Here is an 18211-nt window from a genome sequence, read left to right as displayed (position 1 = left end):
TGGTGTCAACCGGTCGCAGCGGCGGCCGGGCCGGCAGGTGTCGGAAATGTTGGCGGGCGGGGCCGCCTGTGTCTAGAACCGGATCATCAACCCGAGCAGGAGCATCCCGGGGCATGGCGGCGATCATCGAGTTCGTGTTTTTCATCATCGAGACGGTGCTGCGTCTCTTCGTGCTGGCGTTGATCATCAACGCAGTGCTGAGCTGGCTGTTCGCGTTCGACGTCATCAACTACCGCAACCGCTTCGTCGCCTCGCTGGCCGAGGCGCTGGACCGTATCGTCTCGCCGGTGCTGGCGCCCCTGCGCCGGGTCATTCCGCCGCTGGGCGGGATCGACATCACGCCGATCGTCGCCTGGATCCTGATCGCCGGCATCCAGCGCTACCTGTTGCCGGCGTCGAAGGCGGCGATGCTGAGCTTCGTTCCCTACTGACGGTGCGTCGGGGCCACAGGCACGGCGGCGATTGCGCCCCCGGGCGCATCCGGCGCTTTGCTCGCTCCGGCTCCCGTCCTAAGGTGCCGCTCGATCGGGCCCCGAGCGGCCTGCCAGACATCCGGACTACATGACCACGATCAAATCAGTCGCCATCGTCGGCGCGGGCCAGATGGGCGCGGGTATCGCCCAGACCGTGGCGACCGGCGGCTATGTCGTGAAACTCTTCGACGCCGCCGGCGATCGCGTGCCGCAGGCGCTGGGCGCCATCGCCGCCAGCCTGGCGCGCCAGGTCGGGCGCGGGCTGATGGACCAGGCCGCCGCCGACGCCACCCTGTCGCGTATCTCCGCCGCCGGCTCTCTGGCCGAGGCCGCCAAGGCCGACCTGGTTATCGAGGCCGCCGTCGAGGACGAGGTCGTCAAGAAGGCGATCCTGGCCGACCTGGTGCCGCATCTCGGCCCCGAGACCCTGCTGGCGTCCAACACCTCGTCGATCTCGATCACGCGCCTCGCGTCCACGACCGACCGGCCCGAGCGCTTCATCGGCCTGCACTTCATGAAGCCGGCGCCGGTGATGAAGCTGGTCGAGATCATTCGCGGCATCGCCACGTCTGCGGGCACCTATGACACCGCTGTCGCCTTCGCGGAGTCGCTGGGCAAGACGACGACCAATTCCGAGGACTTCCCCGCCTTCATCGTCAACCGCATCCTGGTGCCGATGATCAACGAGGCGATCTACACGCTCTATGAGGGCGTGGGGAACGTGGCCTCGATCGACAAGGCGCTGAAGCTGGGCGCCAACCATCCGATGGGCCCGCTGGAGCTGGCCGACTTCATGGGCCTGGACGTCGTCCTGGCGATCATGAACGTGCTGTACGACGGCCTCGCCGACAGCAAATACCGGCCCTGTCCGCTGCTGGTGAAATACGTCGAGGCGGGCTGGCTGGGCCGCAAGTCGGGCCGCGGCTTCTACGACTATTCGGGCGACGTTCCGGTCCCGACGCGATGATGATCCCCAAGCTCGAAAAGCCGGAGGATTTCCCGGGCCAGGAGCGTGTGGTCTGGCGGCCCGAGCCGCAGCGGACGGTGCTGGCCGCCCTGGCCGGCGTCGCCTGGCCGCCGATCGTGCTGACCTTCTTTATCTGGCCGCCGCAGAACTGGCTGCCGGGGCCCGAGATCGACTGGCGCGTTCGGGTGCTGCTGGTCGGCCTGCTGGCCATTCCGGGCGGCATGTGGCTGCTGGCGCGCGAGCGCGAGCGCACGGGGCGTCCCGCGACCCGTCTGGGCGTGGTCTGGCGCTTCATGTTCTACGGCGGGCTGCTGTCGGTGGCCCTGGCCGCCGTGGTCGCCCTGTTGCTGGCGGTGTTCGGCCTGTTCGAGGCTGGCGGCATCGCCCAGGCCGCGGGCGCGACCGAAACCACGCTGCTGATCTACGGCGTGGGCGGCCTGCCGTTCGCGGTGGTGATCGGCGTGGCCTATGCGCTGTGGGCCGGCCTGTGCACCGCCTTCATCGCCTTCACGCCCCAACCGGAGGTGCGCGACCGCCTGGGCGTCCTGAAGGGCGATCGCGGCGGCGACGCCTGAACCCTTTCCGCGAATTGGTTTGACGCCGGCCCGGCCTGGGGCAAGCTGCCCGCTGCCACGGACCGGGGGAGAACAGCCATGGCGGCTACAGACACGATGACCGGCGAGGCCGTCGCGCCCGCCGTCAGGCTCGCGCCCGTCGCGCCGGGCGACCGCATCTTCAATCTCGACATGCTGCGCGGCTGGGCGATCCTGGGGATCCTCGCCGTCAACGCCATCACCTTCGCCTGGCCGATCTCGGCGGGGATGAGCGAGGCGGCGCGTCCCTATGCCCTGACCGGGATCGACGCCTGGGGGCATTGGGTCACCGACGTCTTCTTCGAGGACAAGTTCCGCACCCTGTTCACGATGCTGTTCGGCGTGTCGATCTATCTGGTCGGCGGCGAGCGTTTCGACGAATCGCGCGGCAAGCTGCTGCGCAGCCGTCTGTTCTGGCTGGCCGTGTTCGGCCTGATCCACGGTCTCGCCATCTGGTGCGGCGACATCCTGCTGCACTACGCTTACTGCGGCCTGCTGATGATGATGATGCGGTCGATGAAGGCCGGAAAGCTCATCTGGATCGGCGGCGGGATCACCCTGCTGTGGATGCTGATGTCGGCCGCGGCGCCGCTGGCGATGAACGCCATGCCGCCAGAGTTCATGGCCAAGGTCGACGCCGGCCAGGCCGGGGTCACCGCCCAGACCATTCTGGCGACCGTCGAGGCCTATCACGCCAGCGCTTCCGGAGCCTGGATCGAAAACGCCAAGGCCTGGATGATGGTGCAGGGCTTCAGCCTGTTCCTCGTTCCGGTGACCGTGCCGCTGATGATGCTGGGCCTCGGCCTGTTCAAGTCCGGCTTCTTCTCCGGTCGCGCCCCGGTGTGGGTCTATCTGCTGCTGGTCGTGGCCACGGCGGCCAACCTGTGGGTCTTCGCCACCAACGCCTGGGTCGAGATCCTGGCCGGGCCGGGCGAGCATCCGACGCGCGGCCTGGCCTCGGCCGCCGGCGGCCTGGCGCCGCTGGTGACCCTCGGCTACGCCAGCATGCTGATCCTGATGACCCGGTTCGGGCTGAAATTCCTGACCGGCGTTCTGGCCCCGGTGGGCCGCATGGCCTTCACCAACTACCTGACCCAGTCGATCATCATGGCCAGCCTGTTCTATCTGCCGTGGGGCCCGCACTGGATGGGCACCATGGGGCCGGGGCAGCTGTGGGGCGTGGTCGGCGCGGTCTGGGTCGCCCAGCTGATCTGGTCGCCGATCTGGCTGTCGGTGTTCCAGATGGGACCGCTGGAGTGGCTGTGGCGCTGCCTGACCTACGGCCGCCTGGTGTCGATCCGGAAGGCCGCGGTCGCCTGATCGTTGCCCGGGGCCGGGGGATGGCTTAATCGCGCGGCATGACCGACGCCGCCGCTCCCCGCCCCGAAGCCCGCAACCCCCGAGGGTTCGCCGACCGCCGTGGTCGCGACCTGGTGGCCGAGCGCCGCCTGGTCCAGCGCGTGTCCGAGGTATATGAGCGCTGGGGCTTCGAGCCGCTGGAGACCGGGGCGTTCGAATACGCCGATGCGCTGGGGAAATTCCTGCCGGACGCCGACCGTCCGAACGAGGGCGTCTTCGCCCTGCAGGACGACGACGATCAGTGGATGGCGCTGCGCTACGACCTGACCGCGCCGCTGGCCCGGTTCGCGGCCCAGGGCTGGGAGACCCTGCCCAAGCCGTTCCGCCGCTACGCCTTCGGGCCCGTGTGGCGCAACGAGAAGCCGGGGCCGGGCCGTTTCCGCGAGTTCGTGCAGTGCGACGCCGACACGGTCGGTTCGGACCGCCCGGAAGCCGACGCCGAGATCATCGCCATGGCCTGCGAGGGCCTGCAGGCGGCGGGCCTGGCGCCGGGTCAGGCGGTGGTGCGCGTGTCGAACCGCAAGCTCTTCGACGGTCTGTTCGAGGCCGGCGGCGTGACCGATCCGATCCAGAAGCTGACGGCCCTGCGGGCCATCGACAAGTTCGACCGGCTGGGCTGGGAGGGCGTGTCCGCCCTGCTGGGCGAGGGTCGCCTGGACGAGTCCGGCGACTACACGAAGGGCGCCAATCTGCCGCTGGGCGTGGCGGCGACGATCGAGGCCTTCCTGGCCTCGGCCGGCGACGCGGCCCTGAGCCGGGCGGAGACGCTGGAAGCCGTGGCGCGGGCCGGCGGTCTGGGCGCGATCGGCGAGGGCGCCCTGAACGAGCTTGCGGCCATCGACCGGGCGCTGAACGCGATGAAGGTCAGCCAGGACGCGGTGCGTTTCGATCCGACCATCGTGCGCGGGCTCGAGTACTACACCGGCGCGGTGTTCGAGGCCGAGCTCCTGCTGGACACGACCGACGAGAAGGGCCGTGCCGTGCGCTTCGGCTCCATCGGCGGCGGTGGTCGTTACGACGATCTGGTGGCGCGCTTCACCGGTGAGCGGCTGCCGGCGACCGGCTTCTCGTTCGGCGTCTCGCGTCTGGCCTCGGCCCTGCGCGCGGCCGGGCGGGGCGACGAGGATTCCGTCCGCGGCCCGGTGGTGGTCATCGTCTTCTCGGAGGACGACATGCAGCACTACCTCGACGCCGTGTCCGAGCTGCGCAACGCGGGCGTCGCGGCCGAGCTGTACCTGGGCCGCGCGGGCATGAAGGCGCAGATGAAATACGCCGACCGGCGCGGCGCTCCGGCGGCGGTGATTCTGGGCGGCGACGAGATCGCGGCCGGCCAGGTGACGATCAAGGACCTCGACGCCGGCCGCGCGCTGGCCGCAGGGGTCACCGATAACGAAGCGTGGAAGGCCGAACGCCCCGGGCAGCGCGTCGTAGCCCGTGCTGAGCTGGTTTCGACGGTTCGCGCCATCGTTGACGCGGCGCGCACAGCTTCGTGAGTTATCACTGATAAGTAAGGAAATTCCGGGGACTGTGTCCGTACGTTCATTGACTTGAACGGGGAATTGTCGTTTTCCTCACCTCACTCGGGAAGCGCAGCGTTTCGACGCAGCAGCCGCCCGGAGGCGTTTCGGGGAGGAAACGTCCGCTCCTTAGAGAGCGAAAGAAGGCCCGCCGCGATGTATCCCCCGCGGCGGGCCTTTTTTGCGTCTGAAGCCTGGATTTTTGGCGCTAACGCTCGCGACGCGGTCGCTCGCTGCTTGAGCGCGGCCGTTGCGGTCCCGATAGCCATGTAGCGCCGGCCCAACAAAAAGGCCGGGGCGCGAGGCCCCGGCCTTTCCGAACCGGTTCGGCGTCAGGCCGCCTTACCAGATACGAACGCGCTCTTCCGGAGCGAGGTAGTATTTCGAGCCCGGCTGGATGCCGAAGGCGTCGTACCAGGCGTCGACGTTGCGCAGCGGGCCGATGACGCGGAACTCGGCGGGCGAGTGCGGGTCGGTGGCGATCTGCTGGCGCAGGGCGTCGTCACGCATCTTCGACTGCCAGACCTGGGCCCAGCCGTAGAAGAAGCGCTGGTCGCCGGTGACGCCGTCGATGACCGGGGCCGGCTGACCGTTCAGCGACAGGTGATAGGCCTCGAGGCCCACCGCCGTGCCGGCGGCGTCGCCGATGTTCTCGCCCATGGTCAGACCGCCCTGGACGTGGAAGCCGGGCAGGGGCTCGAAGGCGTCGTACTGGGCGCCCAGACGGGTGGTCAGGGCCTCGAAATTGGCCTTGTCCTCAGGCGTCCACCAGTTGCGCAGCACGCCGTCGCCGTCGGACTTGGAGCCCTGGTCGTCGAAGCCGTGGCCGATCTCGTGGCCGATCACGCCGCCGATGCCGCCGTAGTTGACCGCCGGGTCCGCGTCCGGATCGAAGAACGGCGGCTGCAGGATGGCGGCCGGGAAGACGATCTCGTTGTTGGCCGAGTTGTAGTAGGCGTTCACGGTCTGTGGGGTCATGCCCCACTCGTCCTTGTCGACCGGCTGGTTCAGGCGGTTCAGCTGGTACCGCCACTGGAAGACGCCGGCGCGCTCGCCGTTGCCGAACAGGTCGTCAGGGCGGATTTCCAGGGCCGTGTAGTCGCGCCACTTGTTCGGGTAGCCGATCTTGACCGTGAATTTGCGCAGCTTCTCCTCGGCCGCGGCGCGGGTCTCGGCGCTCATCCAGGTGTAGTTCTCGATCCGGTTGCCCAGGGCGATGCGCAGGTTGGCGACCAGCTCTTCCATCTTGGCCTTGGATTCGGCCGGGAAGTATTCGGCGACGTACTGGCGGCCGACGGCCTCGCCCAGCATGCCTTCCGCGAAGCTGATGCCGCGCTTGTCGCGGCTGCGCTGCATCGGCTGGCCCTGCAGGTCCCGCGAGCGGAACTCCCACTGGGCGTCCGAGAAGCGCTTCGACAGGCGGCCGGCGGCGTCGTCGGTGGTGTGGAACGCCTGCCAGGCCTGGATCACCGACATCGGCGTCTCGGCGTAGATGGCCGCGATCTTCGGCATGGCCGTGTCCTGACGGACGATCAGGCGCGACACGTCGCCCACGCCGACGGCGTTGTAATAGTCCTGCCACGGGAAGCCCGGAGCTTCCGACGCCAGCTGGGCGATCGAGTACTCGTTGTAGGTCTCGTCGCGGTTGCGGTTCTGGATCGGGGTCCAGTGCGCCTCGGCGATGCGGGTCTCGAAGGCGACGATGTCAGCGGCGGCCTGTTCGGGGTTGTCCCAGCCGATCATGCCCAGCATGCGGGCGACATAGGCCTGGTACAGGACCTTCTTCTCGGCCCAGCGGCTCTCGAGATAGTAGTCGCGGTTCGGCAGACCGAGGCCCGACTGGCCCGTCGAGACGACGTAGCGGGTCGGGTGCTTCTGGTCGATCGTGATGCCGGTGCCGAAGATCGTGCCGCCGATGCGGCCCTGGGTCTGCCCCATGTAGACCGCGGCCTTGTCATGGGTGTCGGCGGCTCGGATGGCGGCCAGATAGGGCTGCAGCGGCTGGGCGTCGCGGGCCTCGATGCCGGCTTCGTCCATGTAGGAACGGTAGGCGTCGGCGATCTTCTGCTCGTCCGAGCCGGCGGCCAGATCCGTGCGGGCCACCAGGCCCGAGATCATCGCCTTGACGCGGTTGTCCGACAGTTCGCGCAGCAGGGCGAACGAGCCGTAGGAGGTGCGGTCCGACGGGATCTGCATACGGTCGAGGGCGGCGCCGTTGGCGTAGCGCATGAAGCTGTCGCCCGGGTTCACCGAGGTGTCGCGGCCGTTCAGGTCGAAGCCCCAGGTACCGTATTTCGGCGCTTCAGTGCCCTGGTAGCCGAGGACGGTCGCGCCTTCAGCCGGGGTCTGGAACAGTTCGTAGACCGTGCAGGCCTCGTCGACGCAGGCGTGTTCGTCGCCCTGGGTCCAGCTCTGGGCATGGGCCATAGCCGGAACGAGCAGCGCGCCCATGGCGGCGCCGATAAGCAGCTTCTTCATTCAATTTCCCCGATTTCACTTCACCATCTGGAAGGGTCGGCGCGGACCCTACGCCCGCCTCCCGGCCTGTCGTCTGAATTTTTTGTCATGATACGACGGAAACCCAGACACGGCGGCGTTTCAGCCTGTAGGCTGAACCGTACGGAGGGCGGATGACGACTCACGGCGGTGGCGGCGAATACAAGGACCTCGTGGTCTTCCTGGCGGCGGCCGGCGTGGTCGTGCCGCTGTTCAACCGTCTGAAGATCAGTCCCGTTCTCGGCTTCCTGGCGGCCGGCGTCCTGCTGGGGCCGGACGGCCTGGCGCGCTGGGCCGACAGCATGCCGTGGCTGTCTTACCTGACCATATCCGACGCCAGCCAGATTCGCTCCCTGTCCGAGCTGGGCGTCGCCTTCCTGCTGTTCATGATCGGGCTGGAGCTGTCGTGGGAACGGCTGAAGGCGATGCGCAAACTGGTCTTCGGCCTCGGCCTGTCGCAGGTCGCCCTCTGTACGGTCGTGCTGGCGGCGCTGTTCATGGTCATGGGCCAGTCGCTGGTGTCGGCCGCGGTGCTGGGCATGGGCCTGGCGCTGTCGTCGACGGCGGTGGTCATGCCGGTGATGGCCGAGCGCGGACGGCTGGGCGGCGCCACCGGCCGGGCCACCTTCTCCATCCTGCTTGCCCAGGATCTGGTCGTCGCGCCGATCCTGATCACCGTCACCGTCCTGGCCGCCATGGCGCAGGAGGGCGCGACCCCGGCGGGCGAGTTCGATCCGTCGGTGCTGGGGCCGGCGCTGTTCACCCTGATCCCGGCCGCGATCGGTCTGGCCTTGATCGTCATCCTGGGCCGTCTGGTCCTGCGGCCGATGTTCCGCTCGGTGGCGAAGGCGCGCTCGAAGGGGCAGGGGCAGGAGATGTTCGTCGCCGCCAGCCTGCTGGTGGTGGTGGGCGCCGGTCTGGCCGCCCAGGCCGCAGGCCTGTCGATGAGCCTCGGCGCCCTGGTCGCCGGCCTGCTGCTGGCCGAGACCGAGTTCCGGCGCGAGGTCGAGGTGTCGATCGAGCCGTTCAAGGGCCTGCTGCTGGGCGTGTTCTTCGTCGGCGTGGGCATCGGCCTGGATATCGACGCCGTGGTCGCGGATCCGCTGGCGGTGTTCGGCCTCGCGCTGGGCCTGACGCTGCTGAAGGCGTTGTTGATCTATGGCGTGGCGCGCCTGTGGGGCGTGAAGAACCGCAACGCCATCGAGACGGCGCTGGTGCTGGGCCCGGCGGGCGAGTTCGCCTTCGTCATCCTCGGCGCGGGCATGGTCGAGGGCATCGCCTCGCACGAGTTCACCCGCACGGTCATGCTGGCCGCGACCATCAGCATCTTCACCGTGCCCTTCATGGCCATGCTCGCCGACCGGCTGGTGCGTCAGGTCGCGCCCGTGACGCCGGACCTGCCGGTCGAGGCGCTGGAGCCGAAGAGCGCGGACGGTCAGGTGCTGATCGTCGGCTTCGGCCGGGTCGGCCGCCTGGTGGGCGAGATGCTGACCGAGCATGGCCAGACCTTCCTCGCCGTTGACGCCAACGCCTCCACCGTGGCCAGGGGGCGCGACGAGGGCTCGAACGTCGTCTACGGCGACGCCGGCCGTCACGAGATGCTGGAGCGCTGCGGCATCGACAAGGCCCGCGCCGTGGTGGTGACCATGGACGCTCCGGCCAAGGTCGACGAAGTGGTCGTCGCCGTCCGCGCCGCGCGTCCCGACCTGATCCTGATCGCGCGGGCGAGGGACTCCCGCCACGCCGAACGGCTGTACCGGCTGGGGGTCACGGACGCCGTGCCGGAGACGACCGAAGCAAGCCTTCAGTTGGCCGAGAACACGCTCGTAGACCTCGGCGTGCCGATGGGGCAGGTGCTCGCCTCGATCCATGAGAGGCGCGACCGCTTCCGGAAGTTGTTCCAGGATGCAATGCCAGATGGAGAGGCCGCCCGGCGGCCCCGCGCCTTGCGTTCCACGGTGCGGCGCTGAGCCGCAGCGACGGACTCTGGCGGTTGGCCCGTTAACTCCTGAACTATGTTCGGCGTTAACTTATACACCCCATTTTGGTCATCGTTGCGTGATGACTGATTGCCCAGTCGGTGGGTCGGCAAAGACCGACATCGCTCTCCGGAGCACCCAAAATCCCTATCGCTTCGGCGTTCCCTCCCCGTTCGGCGGCTCCCCCCGCCGTTAGTTTGAGTAACCGTTTTCATGCGAGACATGGCCCTGAGTTCCGTGCACGCCTCCGACACCGAGGCTGACACCCCCCGTCTGAATCGTCGTCAGGCCGCCAAGGTGCGGACCCGTCAAAAGGTTCTGGATGCAGCGCGCACGCTCTTCGCCGAGCGCGGCTACGAGCCCGCCACCATTCGCGACATCGCGAAGGGCGCCGGCATGTCGACGGGCGCTGTGTTCGCCAACTTCCAGGACAAGGCCGAGCTGTTCGAAGCCGTCCTGTCGGAAGATCTGGCCAGGCTGGCCGAGACCCTGCGGTCGGCCTCCGCTGGCGAGACCAGCACCCGTGGCCGCCTGCTGGCGACGCTGACGGCTGGCTATCACGAGTCGCTGGAGCAGCTGCCGCTGGTCCAGGCCGTGGTCGCCCGTTCGTGGTTCCAGCCGGTCGCCGCCGAGGTCCGCACCCGCGCCGCCATCAAGCCGCTGGTCGATGTCGTCACCGACATCCTGCAGGCCGGCGTCCGTGAGGGCGAGCTGCGTCAGGACGCCGATCTGCGCCTCCTGGCCGAGCTGATCTACGGCGCCTTCCTGTCGAACTACCGTCACGCCGCCTACGACAACTGGGGCATCGACCAACTGGTCTCCCAGATCGGCAAACAGGTCGACGTGATCCTGGCCGGCTCGCTCGCCCGCCAGTAAATCCGGCTCACACCTTCCTGCCAAAGGCCGCGACGCCCCCCCGTCGCGGCCTATTTTTTTTGCCTGGCGCCCCGGACTGGGGCACTTGGTTTCCGTCAGCTTTTCCAGCGCAGCGTCGCCGGTTTCACCGGGTTGGCGAACGGCCGGCCCTCGGCGCGGCTCTTCGACCATTCGCGCTTCAGTTGCTGGTACCATTTGGCCTGTTTGTCGGCGTCGTCGATCCAGATCAGCGCCGGGTCGTAGCGCAGGCCCTCGTTCTGCAGGTTCACCATGCCGCCGTCCTGCTTCAGGAAGGCGACTACGCCCATCCGCAGGAAGGGCTTGGCGATGTTGAAGATCCAGTGGTCCGACCAGAAGATCTGGGTGATCCGCGTCCGGTTCTCCGTGATCGGCGTCAGGCAGGTCAGGGCCAGCACCTGTTTCGGACCGACCTGGATGTGCTCCCAGCGATAGCCGGGCAGGCGGAAGGTGATCTCCGTCGCCGGCGCGCCGCCCAGCAGCTTGTAGGCCCGACTGTTCGAGGACGGCGCATGGCGCACCATCGAGAAGCCCAGCTCGCGCGGTTCGAAGGCCTTGGCCTTCTCGTGCATCGAATGCTCTGATCGCCACCACCATTGCTGATGCACATACGGGCCATGGGCCGGGTCCATCAGGCCGACGACGGCGTGGTCGATGTGGCTTTCGAAATCCATCCACTCGACCAGTTTGGCCTCGCCGCCGACGACGCCGGGGAACTGCGGCGGCTCATGGTCGGGTTCGCCGGCGCCGCGGGGGTCGGAGGTGATCCAGACGAACACCATCCCCTGGCTTTCGCGCACGGCGTAGGACCGCACGCGGATGCGGTCGGGCTCATAGGCCTGATCCTCGACCAGCGACGGAATGGCCGCGCAGACGCCGTCCGGGCGGAAGCGCCAGCCGTGGTAGCAGCACTCGACCGTCTCGCCCTCGCCGGGCTTTTCGACCACCCGGCCGGCCGACAGGGGCGCCGCGCGGTGGGGGCAGATGTCGCGCATGGCGAAGACCTGACCGGCCTTGGTGCGGCCGACCAGAACCGGCTCGCCCAGCAGTTCATGCCGCTTCAGCGAGCCCGGCGCGACGTCGCGCGACAGGGCGACGAAATACCAGGCGTCCAGAACGAAGCCCTTGCCGAAGGCGGCGGGCGGGGCCTTGGCCTCGGGCGCGGAGGCGGCAGGGGAGGCGGAGTCGGCTGGCGTCATGGCGTCAGTCTAGCGGGCTGATTCCGCGAAGTCTTGACCGGTTGCATCCGTTCGCGCCCTCTGCGGCGACTAGGGGACAGAAGCGGACGCATCGTCCGCGCAGATGGGGTTACCGCCATGAAGACCATGACCGCCGCCGCGGCCTTCGCCGCCTGTCTCTCGCTGGGCCTCGCCGCTCCGGCCCTCGCCCAGGAGCACGGCTCGCATCAGGGACACGGCGAGGCGGCGGATCACGGTCACCGCCATGCGGACTTCCAGTCGGGCCGTTTCCATGTGCGCGTCGACGGACCGGAGCATCCGGTCGGCGACATCATCCTGATCCCCGGCCTGACCTCGTCGCCCGAGGTCTGGGACGGTCTGACCGAGCAGCTGAAGGGCCGCTACCGGATCCATCGCGTGCATGTGCAGGGCTTCGCCGGCGCGCCGGCCGAGGACAACGCCACCGGCCCGGTCTCGGCCCCCGTCGCGGAAGACCTGGCCCGCTATATCGCCGAGCAGGGCCTGGATAAGCCCGTGGTCATCGGCCACTCGATGGGCGGCACCATCGCCATGATGCTGGCGGCCCGCCATCCGGACTCGGTCGGCAAGCTGATGGTCGTCGACATGGTGCCGTTCATGGGCGCGATGTTCGGCCCTCCCGGGACCTCGGCCGAGACCGTCGCCGCCACAGCCGACCAGATCTACACCGGCATGTCGACCAGCCCGCGCGAGGCCTACAACGCCCAGGCGGCGGCCTCCATCACCGGCATGATCAACACGGAATCCCTGCGCGCCGGACCCGTTCGCGACATGGAGACCAGCGACCAGCAGGTCGCCGCGTCCGCCTTCCGCGAACTGATCGTCACCGACCTGCGGCCGGAGATCGCCAACATCACCGCCCCGACCGAGGTGCTGTACGTGAAGTTCAACGACCCGCGCATGACGCCCGAGATCACGGACGCCATCTACCAGATGTCGTTCGCCAACCTGCCGGGCGCGAAGCTGAAGCGGATCGACGACAGCGCCCACTTCATCATGCTGGACCAGCCCGCCGTGTTCGCCGCCGAGGTGAACGCGTTTTTAGAATAGGCCTGCGACAGGTCATGGTTTCGGCGGAAACAGCCCTCACAGTTCTGTGAAGGACGGGATCGGCGGCTCTCCGGGGCCGGCGATCCCGATGGGGCGTTTGCGAGTGCGGTCCGATCGGCTAAGCCATCGGGCGGGTTGGATGAGGTATCCATGGTCGGTGGCTTCAGCTTCGGACGCGGCAAGGGCGGCGATGGCGGCGAAAAGCCGGCGCGCACCCCGCTGCAACGGCTCCTGTACTGGGGCGCCGTGCTCGCCGTTTGGGGCGTCATCTTCCTGGTCGTCTTCTTCGCCGTGTTCGCGCGCGACCTGCCGGACACCTCGACCCTGTACAATGTCGATCGCCAGCCCTCGATCACCTACCTGGATCGCAACGGCGCGCTGATCGCGGTGCGCGGCACCCAGCAGGCCCCGCCGGCCGATCTGGACGCCCTGCCGGACTATGTCCCGGCGGCCTTCATCGCCATCGAGGACCGGCGCTTCTATCACCACCCGGGCTTCGATCCGATCGGCATGAGCCGGGCCATGGCCGCCAACATGCGCGCCGGCCGGGTGGTGCAGGGCGGTTCGACCCTGACCCAGCAGCTGGCCAAGAACCTGTTCCTGTCTCCGGACCAGAACATGAAGCGCAAGGTCCAGGAGCTGATGCTGGCCGTGTGGCTGGAGATGAAATTCTCCAAGGAAGAGATCCTCGCCCTCTATCTGAACCGCGTCTATTTCGGCGCCGGCGCCTACGGCATCGAGGCCGCCTCTCAGCGCTATTTCGACAAGAGCGCCAAACAGCTGACCGTCGGTGAGGCCGCCCTGCTGGCCGGCCTGCTGAAGGCCCCGTCGCGCTATTCGCCGGTGTCGGAGAGCGAGCGGGCCGGCGTCCGCGCCACCGTGGTCCTGAACGAAATGGTCGACGCCGGCGTCATCACGCCGGAACAGCGCGCCCAGGCCGCTGCTACGCCCGTGCGTGTGTCGCGCACCCTGGCCACCCAGCACGCGCAGTATTTCATCGACTGGCTGGACAAGCAGATCCGCGAGCTGGTCGGCGAGCCGACCGAGGACATGATCGTCGAGACCACGCTGGACCTGACGCTGCAGACCCAGGCCGAGCGTTCGGTGCGACGCATTCTGGATCGCGACAAGTCCAAGGGCGTCGAGCAGGCGGCCCTGGTCGCGCTGGACGGCGAGGGCCGGGTGCGCGCCATGATCGGCGGCAGCTCCTACGCGGACAGCCAGTTCAACCGCGCCGTCGACGCGCGTCGCCAGGCGGGCTCGGCGTTCAAGCCGTTCGTCTATCTGACCGCGCTGGAAAGCGGCTTCACGCCGGAAACCCGGGTCAACGACGCCCCGATCCGCATCGGCAACTGGTCGCCCAAGAACTATTCGGGCTCCTTCGCCGGCGAGATGAGCTTCGCCCAGGCCGCGGCCCAGTCGATCAACACCGTCGCCGCCGGCGTCGCCGACCAGGTCGGCCGCGACAACGTCGCCCGCACCGCCCGCCGCCTCGGCATCACCAGCCGCATCGGTCTGGAGCCGGCCATGGCGCTGGGCGCGGTCGAGGTCTCGCCGCTGGAGATGGCCACCGCCTATGACGCCTTCGCCAACGGCGGCAAGCGCGTGCGCGCCTATGGCATCAGCCGCATCCGCACCCCGCAGGGCCGGGTGATCTACCAGCGCGCCAGCCGCGCCGAGGGACCCGTCCAGGCCATCAGCAACCCGTATCTGTTCTACCAGAACACCCTGCTGCGTGGGGTCATCACCTCGGGCACCGGCCGTTCGGCGGCCATCGCCGGCCGCGATCTGGCAGGCAAGACGGGCACCACCTCGGACTACAAGGACGCCTGGTTCGTCGGCTACACCGGCGGCTTCGTGACCGCCGTCTGGGTCGGCAAGGACGACAACACGCCGATGCGCGGCGTCACCGGCGGTTCGTCGCCGGCGGCGATCTGGCGCGGCTTCATGGAGGCGGCCCTGCCGCGCCTGAACGCCCCGGCCATCCCGAACGGCCCGCCCATGCCGGAAGGCTGGCAGCCGCCCAGCGCGGTCGAAAGCCTGATCGGCCAGATCGGCGACCTGTTCGGCGACAACCCGCCGGGCGACGGGGGCGTGGACACGCTCGACGAGTCGCTGCTGGAGCCGGAACCGGCGCAGCGTCCGATCGCGCCCAACCGCGATCAGCCGCCTGTGGTCCGTCCGACCCAGCCGCAGCCGCAGCGCGAGGAGCCCCGCGCCGAGCCGGCCCAGCCGCAGGAAAAGAAGGCCGACCCGCTGTTCTTCTAGCGGGTACTAGCGACCCACGGCGTGCAGGGACGGGCCGTGGTCGCGCAGCCATTTGCGGAACGGGCGGTGGTCGCCGACCAGTCGCTCGACCACTGACCAATAGGCCGGGCTGTGGTCCGCATGGACCAGATGGGCGACTTCGTGCGCAGCCAGGTAATCGGCCACCGCGGGCGGGGCCATGATCACGCGCCAGCTGTAGCGGATCGAGCGATTGTGCGGGCTGCACGAGCCCCAGCGCGATTTCGTGTCTGCGATCGACACCTTCACCGGTCGCTGGGCGAGGGTGCGCAGGTGGTGCTCGGTGCGTTCCAGCAGCACCTGGCGCGCCAGGCGCTTGAACAGGTTCTCGATCCGCCGCGCGAAAGCCTCGCCCTCGCCGCCGGACTGGATCACCGGCCCGTCCGGACCGTCGATCAGGCGCGCCGCGCCGGCGCCGTTGACGGCGACCAGGCGGGTAGGGCGGCCGAACAGGGGAACGACCGCGCCGGGCTCCAGCGGGCTGCCTTCAGGCCGCTCGGCCAGACGCTCGCGCATCCACGCGGACTTGGTGCGGGCGAAGGCGACCGCTTCGGTCAGGCGGCGTTCGGTCGGGGCCACGACCACGGCCTCGCCGGCGCGGCCGTCGATGCGGATCGACGGGCGGCGCGCCCGCGGATTGACCGACAGCCGGGCGGGGACCCCGAGGGCCTCAGGCGGCAGCCGCTGGCCGTTCCGGTACTGCACTCAGGGCCTCGTTGCGGGCGATGAAGTCGCGCACGCGCGGATAGATTTCGTCGCGGAAGCGGCGGCCGTTGAAGACGCCGTAGTGACCGACCTCGGGCTGGACGTAGAGCACGCGGCGCTCGTCCGTCAGGCTGGTGCACAGCTCGTGCGCCGCCTGGGTCTGGCCGACGCCCGAGATGTCGTCCTTCTCGCCCTCGACCGTCATCAGGCCGATGTCGGTGATCTTCGTCAGATCGACCTTGCGGCCGCGGTGCTCCAGAAGGCCGCGCGGCAGCAGGTGCTGCTGGAAGACGATGTCGATGGTCTGCAGGTAGAACTCTTCCGACAGGTCCAGCACCGACAGGTACTCGTCGTAGAATTCCTCGTGCTTCTGGGCCCCGTCGCCGTCGCCGGACACCAGGTCCTGGAAATAGCGCCAGTGGGCGTCCGTGTGCTTCTCCTCGTTCATCGACATGAAGCTGTAGAGCTGCACGAAGCCCGGATAGACCCGCCGCCCGAAGCCCGGATAGGGCCACGGCACGGTGTGGATCATGTTCGACTTGAACCAGGTGAAGGGCTTCTCTTCCGCCAGCTGGTTGGTGACAGTCGGCGACAGGCGCGCGTCGATCGGCGAGCCCATGAAGGTCATCGAGGCGGGACGGTTCGGATCCTCGTCCTCGGCCATCAGGGCGCAGGCGGCCAGCACCGGCGGTCCGGGCTGGCACACGCCGACGACGTGGGCGCGCGGGCCGATCACGCCCAGCATGGTGCGGACGTGGTCGATGTAGTCGAAGAAGTCGAAACGGCCTTCCAGCATCGGCACGCCGCGGGCGTTGGACCAGTCGGTGACGTAGACGTCGTGGTCCTGCAGGAAGCCCTCGACCGTGCCGCGCAACAGGGTGGCGTAGTGGCCCGACAGCGGGGCGACGATCAGCACCGCCGGCGCCGAGGTCGGCTTGCCGGCCCGCTTCAGGTCGCCGACGTGCCGGGCGAACCGGACCAGCTTGCACCAGGGCGAGGACCAGACCACCTGCTCGGTGGTCTGCACCGGGCGGTTGTTGATGGTGACGACCTCAAGTCCCCAGGCGGGCTTGCCGTAGCGTCGCGTGACGCTCTCGAACAGCTCGGCCGACGCGAAGGCGGTCCGCCCGATGGCGGTGTCAGCGGCCGGATTGAAAGGAGAGCTCCAGAAATCCCGGGCCAACTGGGCCCCGATCCGGAAAGGAGCGGCCGATGCGTAGGCCAGCTCGTGAAGCGAATAAAGCATGCGTGTCCTGGGACGGCCCCCGCCGATGCGGCAGGGCACCATAGAATGCTTCGCACTGCAAAAAGATTATCGGTGATCACGTCTCGTTGAAGACGGATATGGCGCGGGGAGGGCTCGTCCGGACCTTGTCAGATCGGGGTCGTCAGGGGCGGCCGCCGAAGGCGGCGGTGAGGCAGGCATTACTCCCGTAGCAGCGCTTGTGGACTAGTCCTTCGGAAGCAACGACCACCCCCTCCACTATACCAATATAGATAGTGCTTCGTGCCTCATGGTGCATGGATTGGTTGTGGGGGATGGTGGGGGATCGAGAGCTGTAGAATCCTCGCGCAATACCCGGCCAATCTGTACTTGAGCTGGAAGCAACTTGGAGGGGGCAGTTCACCCGCGGGAGGCGAAGATGCCGAGGACGACCATTCCTGACGCCAAAATTGGCCTCGAACGACTGTCTTCCGTAAGGATACGCTCCTTCCTGCTTGGCGGATCTGTTCTGGCGGTGATGACTGCCACAGGCGGAAACGCGCTCGCTCAATGCGTGTCCTACAGCCTGGAGCCCGCCGAACCGGTAGCCTGTACGGAGTATGTCTTCGGCGCCCTGGCCGCCGTCGCCGGCGAGGCCGGCAAGCCGGTCGTCATCCGCGCCCTGAGCGGGGAACTGGTCGGTCCGCCGGCGGAATCGCACATGGTGTTCGGCAGTTTCGCCGTGCCCGGGGGCGATCCGTTCGCCGCCGGTTCATCGCCCGAACCGGGCAGCAGCCCGTTCCTCCCGCCGGCCTCGGGCCGGCGCCATCCAGGCTCCCCGCCGCCTCCGCCGCCGTACGGCCCGGGCGGTGACGATCACCCGGGCTACCCGGGCGGCTCGCACTACGGCGACGACGACGATCACGACGACGACGATCACGACGACGATCACGACGACGATCACGGCGGCGGTCACGACGACGACCATGACGGTGGTCATGACGGCGACCACGACGACGATCACGACGACGACGATCACGACGACGACGATCACGACGACGACGATCATGACGACGATCATGACGACGATCACGACGACGATGACGATGATCATGATCCCGATTATCCGCCTTCGCCGCCTCCGCCGCCGCCGCCGCCTCCTCCGCCGCCGCCCCCGCCGCCGCCCCCGCCGCCGCCGCCTCCGCCGCCGCCGCCCCCGCCGCCGCCGCCTCCGCCGCCGCCGCCCCCGCCGCCGCCGCCGCCTCCTCCGCCGCCGCCCCCGCCGCCGCCCCCGCCGCCGCCGCCCCCGCCGCCGCCGCCTCCTCCGCCGCCGCCCCCGCCGCCGCCTCCGCCGCCGCCTCCGCCGCCGCCCCCCCCGCCGCCGCCTCCGCCGCCTCCGCCGCCGCCTCCGCCGCCGCCCCCCCCGCCGCCGCCTCCGCCGCCGCCGCCGCCTCCGCCGCCGCCGCCTCCG

General features: G+C 68.9%; 15 protein-coding genes. 9 read left to right on the top strand and 6 right to left on the bottom strand.

The window, feature by feature from the left end; all coding sequences use genetic code 11:
• Positions 1-113 precede the first annotated feature (113 nt).
• The 5 genes from GGR12_RS00070 to hisS all read left to right on the top strand — a co-directional run bounded on the left by GGR12_RS00070 (position 114) and on the right by hisS (position 4885).
• Positions 114-431 carry a YggT family protein gene (locus GGR12_RS00070; RefSeq protein ID WP_183201558.1) on the top strand — a complete coding sequence of 106 codons (318 nt, stop codon included), beginning with the start codon at positions 114-116 and terminating at the stop codon, positions 429-431.
• A 130-nt stretch (positions 432-561) separates the two neighbouring features.
• A complete protein-coding gene (locus tag GGR12_RS00065) occupies positions 562-1440 on the top strand; it encodes a 3-hydroxybutyryl-CoA dehydrogenase (protein WP_183201556.1) in 879 nt (292 codons plus the stop codon).
• Positions 1440-2015 (top strand): phthalate transporter, encoded by a 576-nt coding sequence (locus tag GGR12_RS00060; RefSeq protein ID WP_183201554.1) that lies wholly within the window; start codon positions 1440-1442, stop codon positions 2013-2015. The genes GGR12_RS00065 and GGR12_RS00060 overlap by 1 nt, the downstream gene beginning before the upstream one ends.
• 78 nt (positions 2016-2093) lie before the next feature.
• Positions 2094-3353 carry a DUF418 domain-containing protein gene (locus GGR12_RS00055; protein WP_183201552.1) on the top strand — a complete coding sequence of 420 codons (1260 nt, stop codon included), beginning with the start codon at positions 2094-2096 and terminating at the stop codon, positions 3351-3353.
• 38 nt (positions 3354-3391) lie between these two features.
• Complete coding sequence (hisS, locus tag GGR12_RS00050) at positions 3392-4885, top strand: histidine--tRNA ligase (RefSeq protein ID WP_183201550.1); 1494 nt, start codon at positions 3392-3394, stop codon at positions 4883-4885.
• A 366-nt stretch (positions 4886-5251) separates the two neighbouring features.
• On the opposite strand, the gene GGR12_RS00045 is transcribed toward hisS, so the two are convergent.
• A complete protein-coding gene (locus GGR12_RS00045; protein ID WP_183201548.1) occupies positions 5252-7387 on the bottom strand; it encodes a M13 family metallopeptidase in 2136 nt (711 codons plus the stop codon).
• Positions 7388-7539: 152 nt separating this feature from the next.
• Between GGR12_RS00045 and GGR12_RS00040 the strand changes: the two genes are divergently transcribed.
• Both GGR12_RS00040 and GGR12_RS00035 read left to right on the top strand, forming a co-directional pair.
• Entirely contained in the window at positions 7540-9375 is a 1836-nt protein-coding gene (locus GGR12_RS00040; protein WP_183201546.1) for a cation:proton antiporter domain-containing protein, read from the top strand.
• Between the two features lie 231 nt (positions 9376-9606).
• On the top strand, positions 9607-10260 hold the full coding sequence (locus GGR12_RS00035) for a TetR/AcrR family transcriptional regulator (protein WP_246328699.1): 654 nt from the start codon (positions 9607-9609) through the stop codon (positions 10258-10260).
• A gap of 95 nt (positions 10261-10355) precedes the next feature.
• Here the strand turns inward: GGR12_RS00035 and GGR12_RS00030 are convergent, their stop codons facing one another.
• Positions 10356-11477, bottom strand: coding sequence for an aromatic ring-hydroxylating oxygenase subunit alpha (locus GGR12_RS00030; RefSeq protein WP_183201542.1), 1122 nt, complete (start codon positions 11475-11477; stop codon positions 10356-10358).
• Between the two features lie 117 nt (positions 11478-11594).
• On the opposite strand from GGR12_RS00030, the gene GGR12_RS00025 reads away from it, so the two are divergent.
• The gene (locus tag GGR12_RS00025) at positions 11595-12545 is read left to right on the top strand and encodes an alpha/beta fold hydrolase (protein WP_246328698.1); all 951 of its coding nucleotides are present in this window, start codon (positions 11595-11597) and stop codon (positions 12543-12545) included.
• A gap of 150 nt (positions 12546-12695) precedes the next feature.
• Complete coding sequence (locus GGR12_RS00020; RefSeq protein ID WP_183201540.1) at positions 12696-14813, top strand: transglycosylase domain-containing protein; 2118 nt, start codon at positions 12696-12698, stop codon at positions 14811-14813.
• Positions 14814-14819: 6 nt separating this feature from the next.
• On the opposite strand, the gene GGR12_RS00015 is transcribed toward GGR12_RS00020, so the two are convergent.
• The 4 genes from GGR12_RS00015 to GGR12_RS16785 all read right to left on the bottom strand — a co-directional run.
• Positions 14820-15536, bottom strand: a complete 717-nt coding sequence (locus GGR12_RS00015; protein WP_183201538.1) for a YgjP-like metallopeptidase domain-containing protein — start codon at positions 15534-15536, stop codon at positions 14820-14822.
• A complete protein-coding gene (locus tag GGR12_RS00010; RefSeq protein ID WP_183201536.1) occupies positions 15502-16782 on the bottom strand; it encodes a polyhydroxyalkanoate depolymerase in 1281 nt (426 codons plus the stop codon). The genes GGR12_RS00015 and GGR12_RS00010 overlap by 35 nt, the downstream gene beginning before the upstream one ends.
• A gap of 730 nt (positions 16783-17512) precedes the next feature.
• Positions 17513-17857 (bottom strand): hypothetical protein, encoded by a 345-nt coding sequence (locus tag GGR12_RS16790; RefSeq protein ID WP_343053142.1) that lies wholly within the window; start codon positions 17855-17857, stop codon positions 17513-17515.
• Between the two features lie 5 nt (positions 17858-17862).
• On the bottom strand, positions 17863-18211 hold a 349-nt coding region (locus tag GGR12_RS16785), incomplete at its 5' end, for a hypothetical protein (protein ID WP_343053151.1).

The sequence above is a fragment of the Brevundimonas lenta genome (assembly GCF_014196335.1).
GTDB classification, from domain to species: domain Bacteria; phylum Pseudomonadota; class Alphaproteobacteria; order Caulobacterales; family Caulobacteraceae; genus Brevundimonas; species Brevundimonas lenta.
The sequence above is the reverse complement of the archived record's forward strand: the minus strand, read 5'-3'. Positions and strand labels throughout refer to the sequence as shown.